A 19,848-nucleotide genomic window follows, 5' to 3' on the forward strand; every position below is an offset into this window, starting at 1 on the left:
AAAATGCCGCACATTCAGCAGCATCGACGCTTACGCGATCTTCATCCTAAACCTAGAATTATACCCAAAGCCACAAGATTCTCAGAGCGGACTTTGGGTATTGGCAATTAGGTTAGGCGACAGTTCGACTATTTTTCGTAATCTGGTTTTTTCGTCACGATATAATTGGTTTCACTCGCCACTAACGCACCGTGCTTTAAGAAGTTTTTACCCAAAATCATGCTGTAATGAAAGCGTCCGCGATCTTGCAAATTCACGCGAATTTTCTTCTCTAACTCACCCAGTTTGACGTGCATTTCCACCACCGGACGGACGTTTGCTTTCTCGCCTTTTTTCGCAGTAATTTTCATTACGTCTACCACTTCGCGAGTAAAGGCCTTTTGCATACCGAGGTCATTTTCGTAGGTAAAGCTCACCATGTCTTTGCCATCTTTTTGGAACAGTTTGATGTCCTTAGCATTGATAGAACTGACATCCGCACCGGTGTCCAGTTTGACCGGGAAAGACATGCCTTCCACTTCGGCCACTTCGATGTGGCCGGCTCGGAACAAAGGTTTTGCATCGAGCAAGTGATCAGCGCGCGTATTCAGTAGCACGCCACCTTTAGCCATGTTGTGGCCGAAAACGAAAAACGGCTGCTCTTCATCTTTATCTAGCACGTCGATAGCAAACTCCATCGACTTCTCTTTGTCACCGAACAAGAAGTCACCTTCCACCACAGGACGTACCATATCGCCGACTTTGAGTTTCTTCAGCACGGGTTTGGTGATTTTTTCTTCTTTGCCTTTTTCATTGCTCAAATAGAACGTCGCGACTTCGTCTTTGCCCTTTTCACTCAGTTCAAATCCATTCACGCGTAATAATGGCGTTTTCACGGTAAAGGTTGGATAAGCGGGAACCACGTAGCCATCAATGTTCACTTCCTCTTCCGGTGAAATCACCAATGGCTTGGACTTCAATGCACTCTTAAAGGTTTTTTCCACACCACCGAGCAAATTCTCTTTGTCGGTATCTATTACGAAATGTTGGCTCACTACGTCTCGGCCCAGACGGATTTGCGAACTGAACTTACTGCGGTCTCGTAAGTACACCAACCATTGCTGAGTTTCGTTTTCGTCAATCTTGACAGGCAGATACACCAAAGGTCGCTCGCTCTTGGTGGTTTTCAACATGCGCACCAATGGCAGTGTCATAGGATGGCGCTTGCCGTTCTCACCCTCTAAAGTAAACGACACTTGCTTGGCTTTTTTATCCACTTTAATGTCGAGAGCGTGAACGTTGGTGTAACGGCTGCTTGTCGAAACGCTGGTTTTGTAGGGAATGCCTTCGATTTCTACCGTCTCTTTCTTACCAATCATTTTCGCGTTGGGTTGTTCTTGCAGGTAGTCATACCCAGCAAACACCCACGCGTTATCATCTAGGTAAGTTTTGCCAATCAGGATTGGCGCAGAGAACTGTTTGCGCGAGGTAAGATTCACCACGGTATCTACCGTATGCCCAGCAATCGTCATCGGCATTTTTACGGTTGGACGCAAAATCGGTTTTTTGCTAGTGCGACTGCGGATAGCACTGATGCGCTCAAGATCGTCGGTTACCGTGATCTCTTTGCCAGTATAAGGATGCTGAATCGTGAAACTGACGGTGACTTGATAAGGTTCAAAACTGTTGGCTTCCCATTTGGCTTGCGTGCCACCTAAATCGTCGACAATTGCCCACAGCAGTTTGTCATCTTTAAGATTCTTGTATTGGGGATTGCTGCTGCTTACGTGAATATTTTCTGCATGCATGGAGGTGGTGTCAGCGCCGGTATCAATTTTACCGATGAAAGGGACGTCACTTAGCTCAGGAATTTCGCTGTAATACACACTTTCGACCCGCCCTAAAACTAACTTATCATCAAGTTGATAAATGGGATCTTGCGTGGTTGCAGAGATGGATTGCGCCCAACCAAACGGGGCTATCAGGAGAGCACTAGAGAGTGCCAGAGCCAAAGACATTTTTTTCATCATGATTATCCGTGTGAGCCAAGGTATATAAAATTAGTCGCCAACAGAACTTATAAGTTCTCAATTTAATTACAGTTTTGACATAAATCTGACCGATGTCCACCAGCGCCCGGTAAATTTTTGCGAAGCTAATTTAAAACATTGCAAATTCTATGAATGACCCCAATGTTCTATACACAACCAATATCCAAACCGAATTAAAAGAGAATACACGGATGAGCCAAGCTATCTGTCGCATGATTGCTCAAGAACTGAATGTTCGCCCAGAGCAAGTCAACGCCGCTGTCACCCTGATTGATGATGGTAACACGGTCCCATTTATTGCACGTTACCGTAAAGAGGTGACAGGTGGCCTTGATGATACCCAACTGCGTACTCTGGACAGCCGTCTGTCATACCTTCGCGAGCTCGACGATCGCCGTCAAACCATTCTGAAGTCGATCCAAGAACAAGGCAAACTGACGCCAGAACTAGAACGAGAGATCACGCAAGCCGACAGCAAGACTCGCCTGGAAGACCTTTACCTGCCATACAAACCAAAGCGCCGCACCAAAGGCCAAATCGCGATTGAAGCTGGCTTAGAACCTCTCGCTGATACACTTTGGAACCAGCCACAAACAGAACCAGAAAGCGAAGCGACGAAATATCTTGATGCGGACAAAGGCATCACGGATACCAAAGCGGCACTGGATGGCGCTCGCGCAATCATCATGGAGCGCATTGCTGAGGATGCGAACCTGCTTGAAAAAATTCGTGCTCATCTAAACCGCAACGCGGAACTGGTTTCTCGTGTCGTTGAAGGTAAAGAGCAAGAAGGCGAGAAGTTTAAAGATTACTTCAACCATAACGAGCCACTGAGCAAAGTGCCATCACACCGTGCACTGGCGATGTTACGAGGCCGTAATGAAGGCTTTTTGACGTTGGCGATGAACGCCGACCCAGAACAAGAAGAAGGTGCACGCCAATCGTACTGTGAAACCATCATTGCCGACCATTATGGCGTGACGCTAAGCAGCGCACCGGCGGACGCATGGCGTAAACAAGTGATCAGTTGGGCATGGCGCATCAAAGTATCGATGCACATGGAAACCGAGCTGATGGGCGCAATGAAAGAACGTGCTGAAATCGAAGCAATTGAAGTGTTTGCCACCAACCTAAAAGATTTGTTGATGGCAGCACCGGCAGGCCCTCGTGCGACGCTGGGTCTCGACCCGGGTCTGCGTACCGGCTCTAAAATCGCTATTGTCGATCCTACTGGTAAAGTGCTTGCAACAGAAACCATCTACCCTCACCCACCACAAAAGCAATACGACAAATCAGCGCAAATCGTTGATCAGTTGGTGCGCAAATACAACGTGGATTTGATTGCGATAGGTAACGGCACGGCTTCGCGTGAAACCGACAGCTTTGTGGCGGATGTGATCAAGCGCGGCAACCTGAAAGTTCAGAAAATCATCGTTAGTGAAGCGGGGGCATCGGTTTACTCAGCATCTGAGCTTGCAGCTAAAGAGTTCCCAAATATGGACGTATCTCTGCGTGGTGCGGTGTCGATTGCTCGTCGTCTGCAAGACCCGCTAGCGGAGCTCGTTAAAATCGATCCTAAATCGATCGGTGTGGGCCAATATCAGCACGATGTTAGCCAATCTATGCTGGCAAAACGTCTTGATGCGATTGTCGAAGACTGTGTAAACGCCGTGGGTGTTGATGTGAACACTGCCTCTGCAGCGCTACTCACGCGCGTTGCGGGCTTGTCGAGCACTATCGCACAGAACATTGTCGACTTCCGTGATGAAAACGGTCGTTTCGAAGCACGTACAACTTTGAAGAAAGTGCCTCGTTTAGGTCCTAAGGCGTTCGAACAGTGTGCGGGTTTCCTTCGTATTATGGATGGTAAAAACCCACTGGATGCCTCTGCAGTGCACCCGGAAGCCTACCCTGTAGTCAAAGCGATTGCCGAGAAGAACCGTAAAGACATCAAAGCACTGATTGGCGATTCGACGTTCCTTAAAGGTCTGCACGCGGTGGATTACACCGATGAGCACTTCGGTGTCCCAACGGTGACCGATATCATCAAAGAGCTGGATAAACCAGGCCGAGACCCTCGCCCGGAGTTCAAAACAGCGACCTTCGCTGAAGGCGTTAACTCGGTTGCAGATCTAGAACCGGGCATGATTCTCGAAGGCGTCGTATCGAACGTGGCCAACTTTGGTGCTTTCGTCGATATTGGTGTTCACCAAGATGGTTTAGTGCACATCTCAGCCCTGACGGATCGTTTCGTTTCTGATCCGCGTGAAGTGGTGAAAGCAGGTGACATCGTTAAAGTGAAAGTGATGGAAGTGGACGTACAGCGCAAGCGTATCGGTCTATCGATGCGTTTAAACGACGAGCCGGGTCAAGACAACCGCAGCCAACGCTCATCAGCAGCGCCGCGTCGTAATGACCAATCACAACGTCGTCAACCTCGCCGTGATGATTCCTCATCGAACAATGCGATGGGTGGCGCATTTGCGGCGGCTTTCGCCAAAGCAAAGAAGTAGTCTAGGTTTTAACGGCTGCACTTGAGATATTAAGGTTGCAGCTGGGCGACGACTTCAAGCATCCAGAAGAAAAAAGAAAACGCTCCAGTCAGTCATGCTGATTGGAGCGTTTTTATTGGATAGGATATTGATTCGTCATAATACTGCTATCACTTCTGACGGGGTATGGGGCACGACCGAATGACCATAATGAAATTTGATCACCTTCCTGCGCTTTTCCATCAATCCTTGGTTGATCGCAGCATCCAAAATGCGCTTCGGTAAACGAAAGCGTATCGCATAGCCCTTTCCCTGATCTTCACTGTACGATTTCAGTGCCAGTAAATCGAAAAGCCTTTCAAGCGTGTCTTCCGGCTCCTCGTGATAACGCGCATCAACTTCATGACCCACTTCGTAATCGGGATGCTCAGAGGGATCCCAAGAGGACTGACGTCGTCGCTTTTCATCACTTTTTACTTTGCGCTCGGCATTGGTTTTTGCCAATGCGACCGTCGGCGTCACAGGTTCTCGGACTCTGTTGTCACGAGCAGCTTGTTCCGTCTGCACATTAACGGATGGGGCGATCAGTGGCACACTTACGTTGGTCGGTGACACAATCATTGCGAACCCTCCTCAGAGTCGCCCAACTCGTCAATATGGCTTGGCCTTATTTACGAATAAAACCTTACCGACAATTATATCGACCAAATTTTAATCAACTTTAGCCTTTTTCACTGCACGACTTTAATCCTGAGCGAAATCTCGAACTTGCGCACAAAATTCATCATGTTCTGTCATGAACGGTGCATGAGAAGATTGAGAAAAGACAAACTGTTGCGTGTGAGGCAGTTGCTGGCTGAGATCGGTCGCCACTTTAATCGGCACCAAACCATCCAAACGACCGTAAAGACGTAGCATCGGCATGGTCAGGGAAATCAAAGCATCACGCAGGTCAACATCCGCCAAAATATTTAAGCCAACCAATAGTGACTCTGGGTTCGGCTGAGGACGCGATAGCACCGCTTGTTTGAGTTGTTTAACATCTTTACGTGCAGACGGACTTCCCATGGCTTGCAGAGCCATAAAGCGCTCAATGGTCAGAGAGAAATCTTCTAGTAACTGAGAGGTGAACGCGCTCAGTACATTCGGTTGAATGCCGCGCCACGGTTTTTCTGCGGCAAATTTTGGTGAGCTGGCGACGGTGATCAGCTTACTCACTCGCTGAGGAGCATTGAGCGCAATGTGCGTAGCAACCAAGCCACCCAACGACCAACCTAGCCACACTGCTTTCTCTGGCGCATCTTTTAGTACCATGGCAGCGATTTGTGCGAGGTCTTCACCATGATGCTCAGCGCTAAAGCCGTATCCAGGAAGATCGACGACATGGACACAAAAATCGGCCTGCAGAGATTCGACCGTTTGCTGCCAAACTGCGCCATTCATCCCCCAGCCATGCAGCAACACCAAATCCGGTCCCTGACCGAACGACTGCCAGTGTAAATTCGTGCTCATGCTCTCAATCTCTCCCACTTATTTTATTCCTTATCGCTTCACTCAAGCGTTAGGCTGTGCAAAATCTAACCTTGAATAAGCGGTATGTTATCTCATCACTGGCAAAACATCATGCATCGTGTGCTCAGCAGTCAATGCGGTTTATGTCGCTTCCCGATTCAGGCTGCCGCTCAACCCAATGCGCTGCGTTGGTGTGATAACTGTTATCAATATCTTACGCCAGTAAAACGCTGCCAACGCTGTGGATTGAGCTTAAAAGCTGAGGAAGCGAATATAGAGAGTATTTGCGGCGAGTGCCTCTCCGAGCCTCCACCGTGGCAACGGCTATTTACCTTAGGAGACTACGACTTTCCGCTGTCTCGAGAAGTACAACGCTTCAAAGATCATGGACAAACATGGCATGTTCGCGCTTTAACGCAATTGCTTGCCCAGCGCATTTCAACTCCCGCTCCGCTTATCACCACAGTGCCATTGCACTGGCAACGCTACTTGTATCGAGGCTTTAATCAGAGCGACATATTGGCGCGACATTTGGCTGGCCACCTTAATGTGAGGTTTGATAATCACGTGTTTCGCCGCGTAAAACACGTCCAGTCGCAGCGCGGGTACAAGAAATCCAGCCGAGAACAGAATTTAAAAGGCGCTTTCACCTTAAATCAGCCACCAAAGTATAACCACGTCGCAATAGTAGATGATGTGGTCACGACGGGAAGCACGGTTCGACAATTATGTCATTTACTACTTGAAGTTGGCGTAGAAACCGTCGATATTTACTGCATCTGCAGAACCCCTGCTCCTGGTGCTGTCTAGTTCGCTTCGCCATGCCTTAGCATCAAAAAGACTAGACCCATACGTCAACAGGAGTAGAATAGCAGCAGTAACCTACAAAATTACTCAGGTATTCGTCGTGTCAAATATTACTATTACAGAAACTGCGCAAACGCATTTCGCTAACCTTCTAGGCCAACAGCCAGAAGGCACTAACATTCGTATTTTCGTTGTGAACCCAGGTACACAAAACGCTGAGTGTGGCGTATCTTACTGCCCACCAGAAGCGGTTGAAGCGACCGACACTGAGATCCCTTACGCAGGTTTTTCAGCTTACGTGGATGAGCTAAGCCTACCTTTCCTTGAAGACGCTGAAATCGACTTCGTTACCGACAAAATGGGTTCTCAACTGACATTGAAAGCACCAAACGCAAAAATGCGTAAAGTGTCGGACGATGCGCCACTTGTTGAGCGTGTTGAGTACGTTATCCAAACTCAAGTTAACCCACAGCTTGCTGGCCACGGCGGTCACGTGAACTTGGTTGAGATTACTGAAGCAGGCGTAGCTATCGTTGCATTCGGTGGCGGCTGTAACGGTTGTTCAATGGTTGACGTAACACTAAAAGAAGGCATCGAGAAAGAGCTACTAAACCAATTCGTTGGTGAGCTAACAGCAGTTCGAGATGCAACAGAACACGACCGTGGTGACCACTCTTACTACTAAGAGCTTATCGTCGGTGAAAATGGGAGGCTTTGGTCTCCCATTTTTGTATCTGAACAATCCATTAAACACGTGAGATTCTTCGTCACACACGACCTCTTTCAAGGTTATCGAGCGAACACTGCCGAAGCGATGAAATCAAACTAGCAACTCTTGCAGAGTTCTCATATATTAAGAATCTTACGCACCTTACAAAAGCCAACGACACCAAGGAGTCAGCGCCATGTCGAAAAGGACCCCACCAGAGATTCTCTCTTGTCAGACGGTCGCACGATCAAAACTGTTTGCTGTGGAAGCCCTCGACCTTCGCTTCTCCAATGGCGAGCATCGCACTTATGAGCGCATGAAGCCAAGTGGTCGCGATGCCGTAATGGTTGTACCGGTAACCGAGCAGGGCGATTTACTGTTGGTACGTGAATACGCTGCTGGTACAGAGCGTTACGAACTGGGTTTTCCTAAAGGTCTTATCGATCCCGGTGAAACGCCACATCAGGCCGCCGATCGCGAACTAAAGGAAGAAATTGGTTTTGGTTGTAAGGAACTCACCCCGTTAAAACAAGTGATCCTTGCTCCTTCTTATTTTTCGAGCAAGATGACGCTGTTTCTAGGTCAATCGCTATACCCTGAAAAACAAGAAGGCGACGAACCAGAGCCGTTAGAAATTGTGCGCTGGCCACTCGCACAAGCCGAAGAGCTATTAACGCATTTGGACTTCTGTGAAGCACGAAGCATCACGGCGTTAATGTTGGCACTGAAACACTTACCAAACACCACTCACAACAACAATCAATAACGGTGTAAACCGACAAATATTGTGAGTAAGGACTATCACCTATGCCAATGACAAAAGATCTATCTCACCTGCTTCCTCAAGTTATCGAAATTGCCCGCAGTGCGGGACAAATGATTCTCGATATCTACGAGAAAAAGCAATATGAAGCGTATACCAAAAGTGATGAAACACCGGTCACAAGCGCTGATATTGCCGCGCACAAACTCATCACTGAACGTTTAAGTGAACTGACACCAGACATCCCCGTGTTGTCTGAAGAAGCCGCCGACATCAGCTTAGAGCAGCGCGCACAATGGCAGCGTTATTGGTTGGTCGACCCATTAGATGGCACACAAGAATTCATCGCACGCAGTGGCGACTTTGCGACCATCATTGCATTAATTGACAACAACAAGCCAGCGATGGGCGTGGTGTATGGGCCAGTTTCTGGCGTCACGTATTACGCATACAGCGGCAAAGGTGCGTGGAAAATCCCAGACATGTCTGAAAGCGTGAAAATCCACACGCACAAACATGAACAAGCAGGACAAAACATTGCCATTGCTATCAGCCGTCGCCAAGACATTAATCGCATCACCAGCCGCATGAGCAGCGCTTGGAACTACGACTTAATTCCTCTCGGTTCTGCAGCACTAAAAGCGTGTTTGGTGGCGGAAGGAGCGGTCGATTGCTATTTACGTTTGGGCCCTACTGGCGAATGGGATACAGCAGCAACGCAATGCATCGTGGAAGAAGCCGGCGGACGTATTCTCAGCACTCACCTCGAACCTTTGTCTTACAACGAACGGGAAACGCTAGAGAACCCGAACTTTATCGTGCTGGGCGATACGAATTTGCCTTGGGATGACATCCTGCAACGCAAAGATTAAGTACTTATACTTGCGTAACTCAACTTGTATCATTAGGCCGTGAATTCCGTTCACGGCCTTTTCTTTTCCCGCATGAGCAGCTTTAACAGTATTTGACCTACCATATACCTAAAGCTAATTAAACTGCACAAAATCACACAATTCCATTAAAATACAAACACTTAAATAATCATCCTTGTCCCTCATTTATTTACGTACAGCGAATAGAGGGTTTGGCCTACTATGATCCAAAAGCAAAAAGAGCTGCACATTGGCAGCTCTTTTCTGTATTACGTTGGCTCGAGATTAGAATCGGCCTTTGTAGTCAAACTCGTATTGGCCTTGTGCGTTTGGCTGTCCAAGCCATTTCAACTGCTCCCCCATGCTTGATGGGAAATCTGCGCCAGGTTTAAACCACGCTTTCGTTGAATAGCGTTGATTCGGCATCAGTTCCGCTGAAAACGCCGAGGAAACTTGCGTACTGGTTTGCTCACCTGATGCAGTTAGCACGCTATCTTGGCATTTCAAATCAGCAATAACAGGGCCGAGCTCTAAGCTTCCCACTGGACTTTGAATGCCACTGGCACTCCAAACCAATGTGCCTTCACCAGTTTTACACCACGGAGCTGCGTAAGTCGCATGACGAATGTTCAACTCCAGCTGGCCATCAACACCAACAGGCACCGGCAGGCGCGCTTGTTCGACGGCTTTCGATGCCGGGATCGACGCCACCAAATTTTCCGCGTAAGGGCCATCGCTGAGACTGTATCCAACTAAACCTCGACCGCGAATGTTCATATCGCTGCCGCGCCCAAAACGTACCGAAAATTCGGCTTTGCCGGTAAATAAGCTAGACCATTGGAAATCCCAATTCACTTGCCCTAGGTTTTGACGCTGCCAACGCACGCTGGAAGCCTGACCTTGCCAAACGGAACCGTGAGCACCTTGTATGTCTAGCCCTTTCACAGTGGGGGCTTGCTGGAGAACCCAAGAAACAGGTAACCCCATGATCAAGCTAACAGAAAAACAAACAATAAAGATTACAACGTAAAGTACTGCTCGCTTCACCTTAACCTCGCTTAAATTGCAGACGGTTCACATCAATCATGCCCGCTTGGTCTGTACGATCGATGTCTAAAAATTCAACTTCAATGCCTTGCTGCTCTTTCAAGTAGCGTAACCAATCCACCAATTGGTTGAATGCGAGCGGTTTAATCCACACTTGCACACTGTCGTTGCGTGGTTGCACACGAATCAGTTCCACCTTAAAACGGCGCGCTGATGAAGAGACAAGTTGGTTAAGTGGCTGATTGGAAAAACTGACACCCCCGCTTTTTCTCAATGCGGTAATGTCATCAGCTTTGTCTTGTACCCATGTAAGCAATTGCTTTTCACTTTGGATACGAGATTGCGCCAACTCTGCACGTTGGCTCATCGGCTGTAGCAGCCCCCAGTAAAGAATACCAAGGATGGCGAATGCACCACAGCCCAGCACAAGTCGTTGTTCACGCTGAGAGATGCCACTCCACCAAGCTTGCGCTTGAGAAATTAAATTCTTCATCATCACCTCACTGACGCTTTAACACAAAGCTACCCATCACAACGTTATCGCTGCGATTAAGCTGACCTTGCTCAACATTAAACTTCTCAGCCAACTTCACACGAGCCTGCTCAAAAGGCTGGAAGTCTGAGCTACGTGCGTGAATGCGCACTTCACCACGTTGGCCGTCATACTTAAAACTGGTGATTTCTAGATCTTTCACCTGACCAAGCGTTGCTGGCAAGGCAGCAAGCCAAGACAACATCGCAACATCTGTTGAGCCACCAGATAAACGGCGCTCTTCATCTGTCATTTGACGCTTTAAGTAACTTACGGTCGGAATTCGATTCTTGTTTGGGAAAACCTGACGGAAAATACGTTCGCTTTCTTCACGATAGGCTTGTGCTTGCGCCTCGTACTTGTGGACGACGAGAAGTTGCTGAGCCACGACCACCACTAACAAAACGCCCGCAGCGATAGCCGCCTTTTGCCAAACTTTCCAGTACTTACCCCAAGAAGACTTCGGCTTAAACTCGCCAGTTAACAGGTTCGTTTTACTACTCGCGACGCCTTTTGCGAGCAACGCCATCGTCATTTCTTCTGGCTTAGGAACCCATACACTCTCAACAGTCGATTCTGGCACGGAACTGTAGCATTCGAGTTGCCAACCTTCATGATTTTGCAGGTAAGAAGAGAGATAAAGGTCCAGCCACGCCGAATCCACCACCGCGCCTTCCGTCTCTGAGTGACGAATTAGCCATTGCTCACCAATCAGTGCCGCACTGCTGTTGTCATCACTGACAGGCAATGCCAATACATCTGGCAAGATGCGTTTGATGGTCAACCCTTGGCTAGCAAAACGCTGTAGCACGGTTTGTACCCATGCACGCTCGACCGCACACACTTGTGCTTTATCCGCTTGCTTACCCAATACGGTGAAGTGCAAGCTATCCACATCTTGCGCGACTTCATCTTCAATCAAATAAGGCAACATGTTGTCGAACTGACGTGTAGCACCAGGCGGAATGTCCACCTGAGTTAACACCACATCATTACTCGCTAGTAAAGCGATGACTTGGCGCTGGCCAGCATACGATACCAACTCATCCAAGTGTTCCCATCCGGCAAGTTCACCGCTGGCAATCACTTCCTGTTGTTCTGTCGACCACACCACCCAAGGAATGGTACTTTGTTGTTCGCTACTCAGCCGAACGGTCAGAAACTCGCTCACTGATCCCTCCAAAACGACGGCGAACGACCGTCACCGTTTCTCTATTTGTACTTTGCAAAAGGCTTCGGATACGTACTCGTGAATCATCCACCAACACTTGTGCATCCAATTCGAAGAAGGAGCTATCCACTCCTAAATAGCCTTTGGCGTTTTTCTTTACATCATCGCTCAAGCCAGTTAATTCTGACTCCGCTAGAAATTCGTCTACGCTGTCCCAACCATCGAAGGGACGCTTTTCTATCAGTTGAACCGCGTCGCTGCTGCTCAAGTTCGGTGAAAACATAGCGACTAAAATCGGCGCTTGTTCCACCTCTATCGTGTTGACGTTTAAACGCCAATCATCACTTGGGATCGCACATACCAAGGGCTCAATCTTTTGATAAATTTCACCACTCACTTGATATACCGCGCGCAGTTCAGTTTTGTCTGCCATCCAACCATTAGCCGCTAAATACGAAGGTTTCATCGATTCGTAGGTGCTGTCTTCCACGCCGGTGGTTGAACGTACTGTGCTGTCTGAATCAATGTATTCCCAAGTGGAATCGGCAATCACTTCCGCTTGATACGGCTCTACATCCGACTCTTCCAACAAACGCTGCAGCACTTGAACCAAATATGGTCGAGTGGTTTGTTGTCCGGTCGGCTGCACTCGACTTAACACATTGAGGTTAAAGCACGCTTGCTTATCCCAAATACGTCCTGCAGCTTGACCATAGTCCAATGGGTACACTTGTTCTTTAATCGCCCAAGGTTGGCTGAGGTTGATGGTATCGCTGTCTTTGTAGCTCTGCTCGATACCCACTTCAGCCAAGGCTTCAACACCAACACTGTACCAATATGCTTGCTGGTAATGGATTTGGTTTGAACCGCGCTGAAACTGCAAAAACAAACGTTCAGACATGGTGGCAGCAATGGTCGCCATAATCGCCAACAACATCAGTACAATAATCAAAGCAACACCACGCTGACGATTAGCCATTGTTGTTGCCCTCCGATGCTTTGTTTCTTTCACTTTCTGCAAGCTTGCCATCTGGCGTTAGATACGTGCGCGCAATTTCACCGTAATCCTTCAACTTCAAGACAACTGAGACAGCTTTCGGCAACTCTTTATTGCTGTCCCACTCTTTCTTCCACTGTTTACCGTCATAAAAACGCATGTCGAAAGATTCCACCTGCGTCAGCAACGGAGTGACAATGCCTTCCTGCCCAACTGGGGTATCTGGATAACGCCACCAAACACGCTGCAGGGTTTCTTCTTTAACGCGATAGCCCACTTTAGTCCCTTCACCACGCGGGAACTGTTGCTGCGGGTTATGCCAACCCACACGTGCAAACATTAGACCTTTCGCGTCGGAATCGAGTAAATAATCCGACCAAAAGATCAGTTGCCCGGCAGGGTCTTCGCCGTTGGTACGCGTTTGACGCAATGCCATTTGGCGGAAGTCGTTATCCATCATCACCATGGCGCGTTGCAGTTCATTCAAACGCTGAGTTCGCTCTTGCGACAACTCATTACTGCGCTGAACTTGCGACACCACTTGGTATGCCGCCACGCTCAAACTGGCAAAGATCGCTATCGACACCAGCACTTCAATGAGTGTAAAACCTTTTGCTGCGCGGCGCTTACTTGCGCGATTGGGTTTACTGCGCCACATAGCTTCTTACCGTAACAACTGGACTCGCGTTTTTCGCGGTCGCGACACTTACATCAAATGCTTTCAGCAATGGCTGCGTGGTGGCTACAGGCGTGACTTTCCAATACCATGTACGTCCTGCTAGCTCTTCGGTACCATTCTTGGCTTTCAGCGCGCCAGTATCTAGCATCACATTCGCCATTTGGTTATCCACAACCATTGCTGCAAACATCTTTTCTTCTAAGTAGCTGACTGTGTTGATGTGTTGACTCACTGAGCGAATCACACTGATCGCCGCGGTGGCAAAAATAGCCAGTGCAACCAACACTTCAAGCAACGTCATACCTCGCACTCGGCGACGGTTTAAGTTTGGTTGAGTTTGCTTAAAATTGCGCATTCGCATCCTCTTCCACTTCTTCACCTGGCGCTACCAACAGAATTTGCCCACTCTCTTTTCCGATCACTCGCCAACCATCGTTAAACGCATCGCCTTTTTGTGGAAAAAAAGACAAGGTAAACGGCGTGACTTCTGCGCTCGAGAAAATGAAGACTTGCGGTGGTTTCACTTTCTTTTCTTCAGTTTCGTCGGCAAACATGTCTTCAAACAGTGAACCCGGCTCAAACAAACGATCGTCTTTATCCCAAGCACCGCCACCTAGATCCAATTGCAATGCAATGTCATCTTCTAATTTGGTTTTGCTTGGAATTTGCTTCATTTCTAGCGGCTTCCAGCCTTCAGCGGTCAAGCTAAGCAGGGTGTAGGTCTTTTTGGTATCGTCGACACGCACACCAAAATCTTTACCGCTGAGTACGGCTTCTTCGTTAAGCAACTGCAAACGCTGAAAGAAACTTTGCGCGTATTGTTTAGAGAGGTCTTTTTGACTGGTAGGCAACGTAGTGATCACCGCCACCGCGGTAAGAGATAGCAAAACCAGCACCAATAGGATTTCTATTAATGTAAAACCGTTATGTTTTCGCATTTGTTTCATTAGTGCTGGCTTGCGCTCATTTTATTGGAAGTCTTGCATGTTCCAGTTGCCAATATCCGCTGCTGGACCTTCACCGCCCTCTTGACCATCCGCACCTAGAGTGAAGATATCAATCGTGCCGTTGTCACCAGGGCTTAGGTATTGGTATGCATTACCCCAAGGGTCATTTGGAAGACGCTTGATGTAACCACCATCACGGTAGTTGCGCGGTTCTGGGTTAGAAGGCTTAGTAACCAATGCGTCTAGACCTTGGTCTGTCGTTGGGTACACGCTGTTGTCTAGCTTGTACATATCCAACGCGTTCTCTAACGCCACAATGTCAGTGATCGCTTTTTGTTGGTCTGCCTTTTCTTTGTTGCCTAGCAAGTTTGGAACAACAAAACTTGCCAAAATACCCAAGATAACAACAACTACCATCACTTCTAACAGTGTGAAACCGTGTTGCTTACTACGCTTAAATTTCATTTTTTTCTCCGAAAGTTAGATTCAAGCCACGTCTTAATTTAGACACGCCTTAATTCGAATATTATCCGCTCATCAAGTTATTCATTTCTAGCATCGGCATCAAGGTCGCCATGACAATGAATAACACCAATCCCGCCATCAATGCGATCAAGGCAGGAGTGAACACTCCCAACGCAATATTGACCGTAGATTCAAAGTTTTGGTCTTGGTTGTCCGCCGCACGCGTCAACATGCTTTCTAACTCACCACTCTGCTCACCACTGGCGATCATATGCAGCATCATCGGTGGGAATAGACGGGTTTGATCCAGAGCTTTACGCAAGCTTGCCCCTTCACGGACGTTGTCTGCAGCAATCAACACTTGCTGCTTTACGTAACGGTTTGACATCACATCAACCGCCACTCGCATCCCTTCAAGAATTGGGATCGCACTTGAAGTACAAATCGACAAGGTACGAGCGAAACGAGCGGTATTGAGACCTTTAGAAATCTTACCGACGAGCGGCAAGCTGATGATTTTTCTGTCCCAAGACAAGCGAAAATCTGGTTTTTGCAACGCCAGTTTTAAGCCATAAAAACAAACTACTAGCACAACAAAGATAATCAGCCCCCACTCTTGGATGAACTCACTAGCCGCCAGCAAAAATTGCGTCGACTGTGGTAGCTCTTGCCCCATTTGAATGATCGGCTCGATGATTTTGGGTACTACGGTCGCCAACAAGAACGAGACAATCGCCACCGCAAACACCACTAACACGACAGGGTAGATCATCGCTTGCAACAGCTTAGAACGCATTTTCTGACGGTTTTCGACGTACTCCGCCAAGCGCTCTAAAACCGTATCAAGGTGTCCAGATTTTTCACCCGCGGCGACCATAGAGCGAAACAGTTCGTCAAATACGTGTGGATAATCACCTAGGCTATCTGCCAATGGGTAACCTTCGGTGACTTTGGAGCGAACTGCAGCGATCATGGTGCGAATTCGTGGCTTTTCTGCTTGTTCAGAAACTGCTCGAAGACACTCTTCAAGAGGCATACCTGATTGAACAAGTGTAGACAATTGACGCGTGATCAGAGCCAGTTCAGCCGTTTTGATACCACGTTTGAAGCCCACTGAGCCTGAAGACTTAGCCGCCTTTGCTTTGGCTTCCACGACCTCAACAGGGATCATTCCTTGTTCTTTCAGTCGTTGGCGCACTTGACGAGCGTTATCCCCTTCAATCGTGCCTTTTTTTTGTTTGCCTTTTGCATCCAGCGCTTTGTATTCAAATGCTGCCATTACGCTTCCTTCGTCACTCGCATCACTTCTTCAAGTGACGTAATACCACGACGTACTTTGCTTAGACCATCACTACGAATACTTGGCGTATGATTACGAACGGCTTTTTCCACTTCTTGCTCACCTGCTTCGCGGTGAATCAGCTCTTGAACCGTTTCATCGACAAGCACTAATTCATGAATGCCGGTACGTCCGCGATAACCTTTTTGGTTACACGCTTCACAGCCTTTCGCGCGATGTAGAATGAGCGATTCACTTTCTGCCATGCCAAACAATTTTTTCTGTTCGCTGTCCGCTTCGTAAGGTTCTTTACAGTCAGAACAGAGCGTACGAACCAGACGCTGCGCTAGCACACCAAGCAGTGAAGAGGAGATCAAAAATGGTTCAATACCCATATCACGCAGACGCGTGATCGCACCAACAGCGGTGTTGGTATGCAGCGTCGACATTACCAGGTGACCAGTCAAAGACGCTTGCACCGCAATTTGCGCGGTTTCTAAGTCACGGATCTCACCCACCATCACCACATCCGGGTCCTGACGTAAGATCGCACGTAGACCACGCGCAAATGTCATGTCGACTTTCGGGTTAACTTGAGTCTGGCCAATGCCATCGATATCAAATTCGATTGGGTCTTCCACCGTCAGAATGTTGCGCTCGTTGCTGTTGATTTCTTGCAAGCCGGCGTACAAAGTGGTCGATTTACCAGAACCCGTAGGGCCGGTCACCAAGATGATACCGTGTGGGCGACCAATGAGGTGACGGAAGTTGTCGTGTACCGAAGGAGTCATGCCCAAACTGTGCAGGTCAAGGCGCGTTGCGTTTTTATCTAACAGACGCATTACCACTCGTTCACCGTGAGAGGATGGCATGGTAGAAACACGCACGTCGACCGCTCGGCCACCAATACGTAGTGAGATACGACCATCTTGAGGCACACGCTTTTCAGCAATATCGAGCTTCGCCATAACTTTCACACGAGACACCAATAACGGCGCAAGCTTACGACTTGGCGTCAAGACTTCGCGCAGAACGCCGTCGACACGGAAGCGGATAGAAAGCGTCTTTTCAAACGTTTCGATATGGATATCGGACGCGCCTTCTTTGATCGCTTCACCCAACATGGCATTGATCAATTTGATGATTGGCGCATCGTCTTCCGACTCTAACAAATCCTCGTCATGCGGTAGCTCTTCTGCCAACGAGAAGAAATCGTCACTGTCGGCACCGATATCTTCCATCAATTGACGAGCTTCTGATGAATCACGTTGATACGCTTCAGTCAGCTTTTTATCGAAGGATTCTTTGTCGATAGCTTGAGGCACGAAGCTGCGCTTAAGCACGCGACGCACTTCAACCAGAGCCGCTGGATTTAGCGGCTCCACGTAGTAAAGAATTGGAGGACGCTCTGGATGCTCAGTCTCCAAAACCAGTTTAAAGCGATTGGCAAAACTGAATGGCAGACGACGCATACTTGGCGCAGTGTCTAACATATCTACCATTAGTTCTTTTCCATTTGATCGATAAACGCTTGAATTTCAGCAGGATGCTTACGATCTTGGCCAAATGCTGGGATCACAGGGATCTTCTCATCTGGCATCAATTTCAAGCCTTGGTCAGCTTTGTAAAGCTGCTCTGCACGAATAAAGTTGTATTTGCGCTGAGTGATACCATCTGCGGTCATACCATCACGGATGATGGTCGGCTTAATGAAGACCATCAAGTTACGTTTTTCGGTTTGCGTGCTGGTTGATTTGAACAAGTGACCCAATACTGGAATATCACCAAGCAGTGGCACTTTCGATTCACTTTCTAGTGCACGTTCATCAACCAAACCACCTAGCACCAGCATCTGACCATCTTGGATCATCACGGAAGTGTTAAGTTGGCGCTTCGCGAAACGAACGTCAACGGCACCATTGGCACCCAATACGTTAGAGACTTCTTGTTCGATATTTAGCTGAACAGAATCACCTTCGTTGATCTGTGGTACAACTTTGAGCTTGATACCGACTTCTTTACGATCAACGGTTTGGAATGGGTTGTCGTTGTTTGAACCAGCAGTCGAGCCAGTAATAACAGGCACTTCTTCACCCACGATGAATGAGGCTTCGCCATTATCCATCACAGTGATACTTGGAGAAGACAGGATGTTTGAGTTGGAATCCGAAGCAACCGCACTAATTAGCGCCGTCCAGTCACCCATCACGATGCTCATTGCGGCACCATTTACGCCGCCAAGAGCAGATGCAAGTGTTGAGTAGTCACCTTCTTCAGTGTACTGACGGTTTTCCCACTTGTTCGTGTCACTATTCCAGTAGCTTTCCGTTTTGGTAACGTCTTTCGCTTCTTCCAAACCAACCATGACTTGGCCGATTGGCGCACCTGTGTTGCCGTACTGGATCACAGCACCCGTTTCTAGTGACCCCCACTGAACGCCTAGGTTAATACCATCACCTTCGGCCATTTCAACAATCAAGGCTTCAATCAGAACCTGAGCACGGCGAATATCTAATTGAGAAATTACGTCTTGCAAAGCCATCATGATATCTGGCGGCGCAGTCAGAACAAGTGAGTTGGTTGCTTCATGAGCCGCAATCACGACTTCACCGCGTTGTGCACTGGATGCACCTTTTTGACCCGCTTGTTTTTCGGCTTGCAGGTTGTCAGAGACACCTTTCAGTACATCAACTAGGTCTTCTGCTTTTGCATACTTAAGGTAAACCACTCGGTTGTTACCTTTCGTTGCCATTTCTACGTCAAGTTGACGAATCAAACGTTTCAGGCGTGCACGTACTTTCGGATCGCCAGAAATCAGAATCGAGTTCGTACGCTCATCCGCGACGATTTTTGGCTCAAGAAACTCAGGCGTACTCTTTTGGTTGGTCGTTTTGTTCAGGGCTTCTACGATACGAACCATTTCAGCAGCCGAGGCATTGCGAAGCTCTACTAGCTCGATCTCTTTGTCACCAGCTTGGTCAACGCGTTTGATGATTTCTGCTAGACGGTTTACTACCGCTGCACGACCGGTGATCAGGATGATGTTGGCTGGATCGTAATGAACCACGTTACCCGCCCCAGCGTTATCAATCAGCTGGCGCAATAGCGGTGACAATTCACGAACAGAGACATTTCGCACAGCAACCACACGAGTGATGACGCTATCGCCTTTTGCGCTGCCATCACCCATAACAGGGATTGCAGAGGTCTTAGAGTCTTTTGCTTTGATGACTTTGAGTACGCCGTTGTCCATTTCTACGACTGCATAGCCGTACACTTCCAACACGTTAAGGAAGAAGCTGTAATATTGCTCTTCGTTTAACACGTCGTAGCTGCGAACGTCGATTTTACCGCGCACCGAAGGGTCAACGATGATGGTCTTTTCTAAGTTACGACCAACAATGTTGATGAATTCTTGAATGTCAGTGCCTTTGAAGCTCGCACTAAATTCATTTGCCATCGCGCCTGGAACGCAGAGTAGACTCCCTGCCAGTAACCAAGCACTTTTGCTAAACCAATGTTTCACGTATGTCTCCCTGAACTTAC

Annotated in this window: 19 protein-coding genes; 5 read left to right on the forward strand and 14 right to left on the reverse strand. The window is 48.2% G+C overall.

The window, feature by feature from the left end; genetic code table 11:
* Positions 1-128: 128 nt before the first annotated feature.
* Entirely contained in the window at positions 129-2,009 is a 1,881-nt protein-coding gene (locus ACF8OV_RS10250; RefSeq protein WP_025985199.1) for a RimK/LysX family protein, read from the reverse strand.
* 212 nt (positions 2,010-2,221) lie between these two features.
* Between ACF8OV_RS10250 and ACF8OV_RS10255 the strand changes: the two genes are divergently transcribed.
* Entirely contained in the window at positions 2,222-4,543 is a 2,322-nt protein-coding gene (locus ACF8OV_RS10255; protein ID WP_025588023.1) for a Tex family protein, read from the forward strand.
* Between the two features lie 135 nt (positions 4,544-4,678).
* On the opposite strand, the gene ACF8OV_RS10260 is transcribed toward ACF8OV_RS10255, so the two are convergent.
* The gene (locus ACF8OV_RS10260) at positions 4,679-5,143 is read right to left on the reverse strand and encodes an ATP-dependent Lon protease (protein ID WP_193260434.1); all 465 of its coding nucleotides are present in this window, start codon (positions 5,141-5,143) and stop codon (positions 4,679-4,681) included.
* A gap of 123 nt (positions 5,144-5,266) precedes the next feature.
* Positions 5,267-6,034: a pimeloyl-ACP methyl ester esterase BioH gene (bioH, locus tag ACF8OV_RS10265; RefSeq protein WP_005489494.1), complete on the reverse strand. Its 768-nt coding sequence runs from the start codon at positions 6,032-6,034 to the stop codon at positions 5,267-5,269.
* Positions 6,035-6,118: 84 nt separating this feature from the next.
* Here bioH and ACF8OV_RS10270 point away from each other — a divergent pair, with 84 nt between their 5' ends.
* The 4 genes from ACF8OV_RS10270 (at position 6,119) to cysQ (ending at position 9,185) form a co-directional block, all read left to right on the forward strand.
* Positions 6,119-6,844, forward strand: coding sequence for a ComF family protein (locus tag ACF8OV_RS10270; RefSeq protein WP_203504516.1), 726 nt, complete (start codon positions 6,119-6,121; stop codon positions 6,842-6,844).
* Positions 6,845-6,941: 97 nt separating this feature from the next.
* Positions 6,942-7,526 (forward strand): Fe-S biogenesis protein NfuA, encoded by a 585-nt coding sequence (gene nfuA, locus ACF8OV_RS10275; protein WP_005458964.1) that lies wholly within the window; start codon positions 6,942-6,944, stop codon positions 7,524-7,526.
* 220 nt (positions 7,527-7,746) lie between these two features.
* Positions 7,747-8,316, forward strand: coding sequence for an ADP compounds hydrolase NudE (gene nudE, locus ACF8OV_RS10280; protein ID WP_005459019.1), 570 nt, complete (start codon positions 7,747-7,749; stop codon positions 8,314-8,316).
* A 41-nt stretch (positions 8,317-8,357) separates the two neighbouring features.
* Positions 8,358-9,185 (forward strand): 3'(2'),5'-bisphosphate nucleotidase CysQ, encoded by an 828-nt coding sequence (gene cysQ, locus ACF8OV_RS10285; RefSeq protein WP_005458987.1) that lies wholly within the window; start codon positions 8,358-8,360, stop codon positions 9,183-9,185.
* 285 nt (positions 9,186-9,470) lie between these two features.
* Here cysQ and ACF8OV_RS10290 read toward each other — a convergent pair whose 3' ends face one another.
* The 11 genes from ACF8OV_RS10290 to gspD form a co-directional block, all read right to left on the reverse strand.
* Entirely contained in the window at positions 9,471-10,232 is a 762-nt protein-coding gene (locus ACF8OV_RS10290; protein ID WP_025535418.1) for a type II secretion system protein N, read from the reverse strand.
* A gap of 1 nt (position 10,233) precedes the next feature.
* A complete protein-coding gene (locus ACF8OV_RS10295) occupies positions 10,234-10,725 on the reverse strand; it encodes a type II secretion system protein M (RefSeq protein ID WP_005458943.1) in 492 nt (163 codons plus the stop codon).
* Positions 10,726-10,732: 7 nt separating this feature from the next.
* Positions 10,733-11,935 (reverse strand): type II secretion system protein GspL, encoded by a 1,203-nt coding sequence (gspL, locus tag ACF8OV_RS10300; RefSeq protein ID WP_021486871.1) that lies wholly within the window; start codon positions 11,933-11,935, stop codon positions 10,733-10,735.
* Positions 11,904-12,914, reverse strand: a complete 1,011-nt coding sequence (gspK, locus tag ACF8OV_RS10305) for a type II secretion system minor pseudopilin GspK (protein ID WP_005478666.1) — start codon at positions 12,912-12,914, stop codon at positions 11,904-11,906. The genes gspL and gspK overlap by 32 nt, the downstream gene beginning before the upstream one ends.
* Positions 12,907-13,590, reverse strand: a complete 684-nt coding sequence (gene gspJ / locus ACF8OV_RS10310) for a type II secretion system minor pseudopilin GspJ (RefSeq protein WP_140359029.1) — start codon at positions 13,588-13,590, stop codon at positions 12,907-12,909. Before gspJ ends, gspK begins: the two co-directional genes overlap by 8 nt.
* Complete coding sequence (gene gspI, locus ACF8OV_RS10315) at positions 13,577-13,966, reverse strand: type II secretion system minor pseudopilin GspI (protein ID WP_005478722.1); 390 nt, start codon at positions 13,964-13,966, stop codon at positions 13,577-13,579. The genes gspJ and gspI overlap by 14 nt, the downstream gene beginning before the upstream one ends.
* A complete protein-coding gene (gene gspH, locus ACF8OV_RS10320) occupies positions 13,953-14,549 on the reverse strand; it encodes a type II secretion system minor pseudopilin GspH (protein ID WP_023624183.1) in 597 nt (198 codons plus the stop codon). The genes gspI and gspH overlap by 14 nt, the downstream gene beginning before the upstream one ends.
* Before the next feature lie 30 nt (positions 14,550-14,579).
* The gene (gene gspG, locus ACF8OV_RS10325; RefSeq protein WP_005465191.1) at positions 14,580-15,023 is read right to left on the reverse strand and encodes a type II secretion system major pseudopilin GspG; all 444 of its coding nucleotides are present in this window, start codon (positions 15,021-15,023) and stop codon (positions 14,580-14,582) included.
* 61 nt (positions 15,024-15,084) lie between these two features.
* Positions 15,085-16,302, reverse strand: a complete 1,218-nt coding sequence (gspF, locus tag ACF8OV_RS10330; protein WP_140068161.1) for a type II secretion system inner membrane protein GspF — start codon at positions 16,300-16,302, stop codon at positions 15,085-15,087.
* Positions 16,302-17,804 carry a type II secretion system ATPase GspE gene (gspE, locus tag ACF8OV_RS10335; RefSeq protein ID WP_005496716.1) on the reverse strand — a complete coding sequence of 501 codons (1,503 nt, stop codon included), beginning with the start codon at positions 17,802-17,804 and terminating at the stop codon, positions 16,302-16,304. Before gspE ends, gspF begins: the two co-directional genes overlap by 1 nt.
* On the reverse strand, positions 17,804-19,828 hold the full coding sequence (gene gspD / locus ACF8OV_RS10340; protein WP_005496714.1) for a type II secretion system secretin GspD: 2,025 nt from the start codon (positions 19,826-19,828) through the stop codon (positions 17,804-17,806). The genes gspE and gspD overlap by 1 nt, the downstream gene beginning before the upstream one ends.
* Positions 19,829-19,848 lie beyond the last annotated feature (20 nt).

This window comes from Vibrio sp. GLN_1 (genome assembly GCF_043106015.1).
In the GTDB taxonomy this organism is placed as follows: domain Bacteria; phylum Pseudomonadota; class Gammaproteobacteria; order Enterobacterales; family Vibrionaceae; genus Vibrio; species Vibrio parahaemolyticus.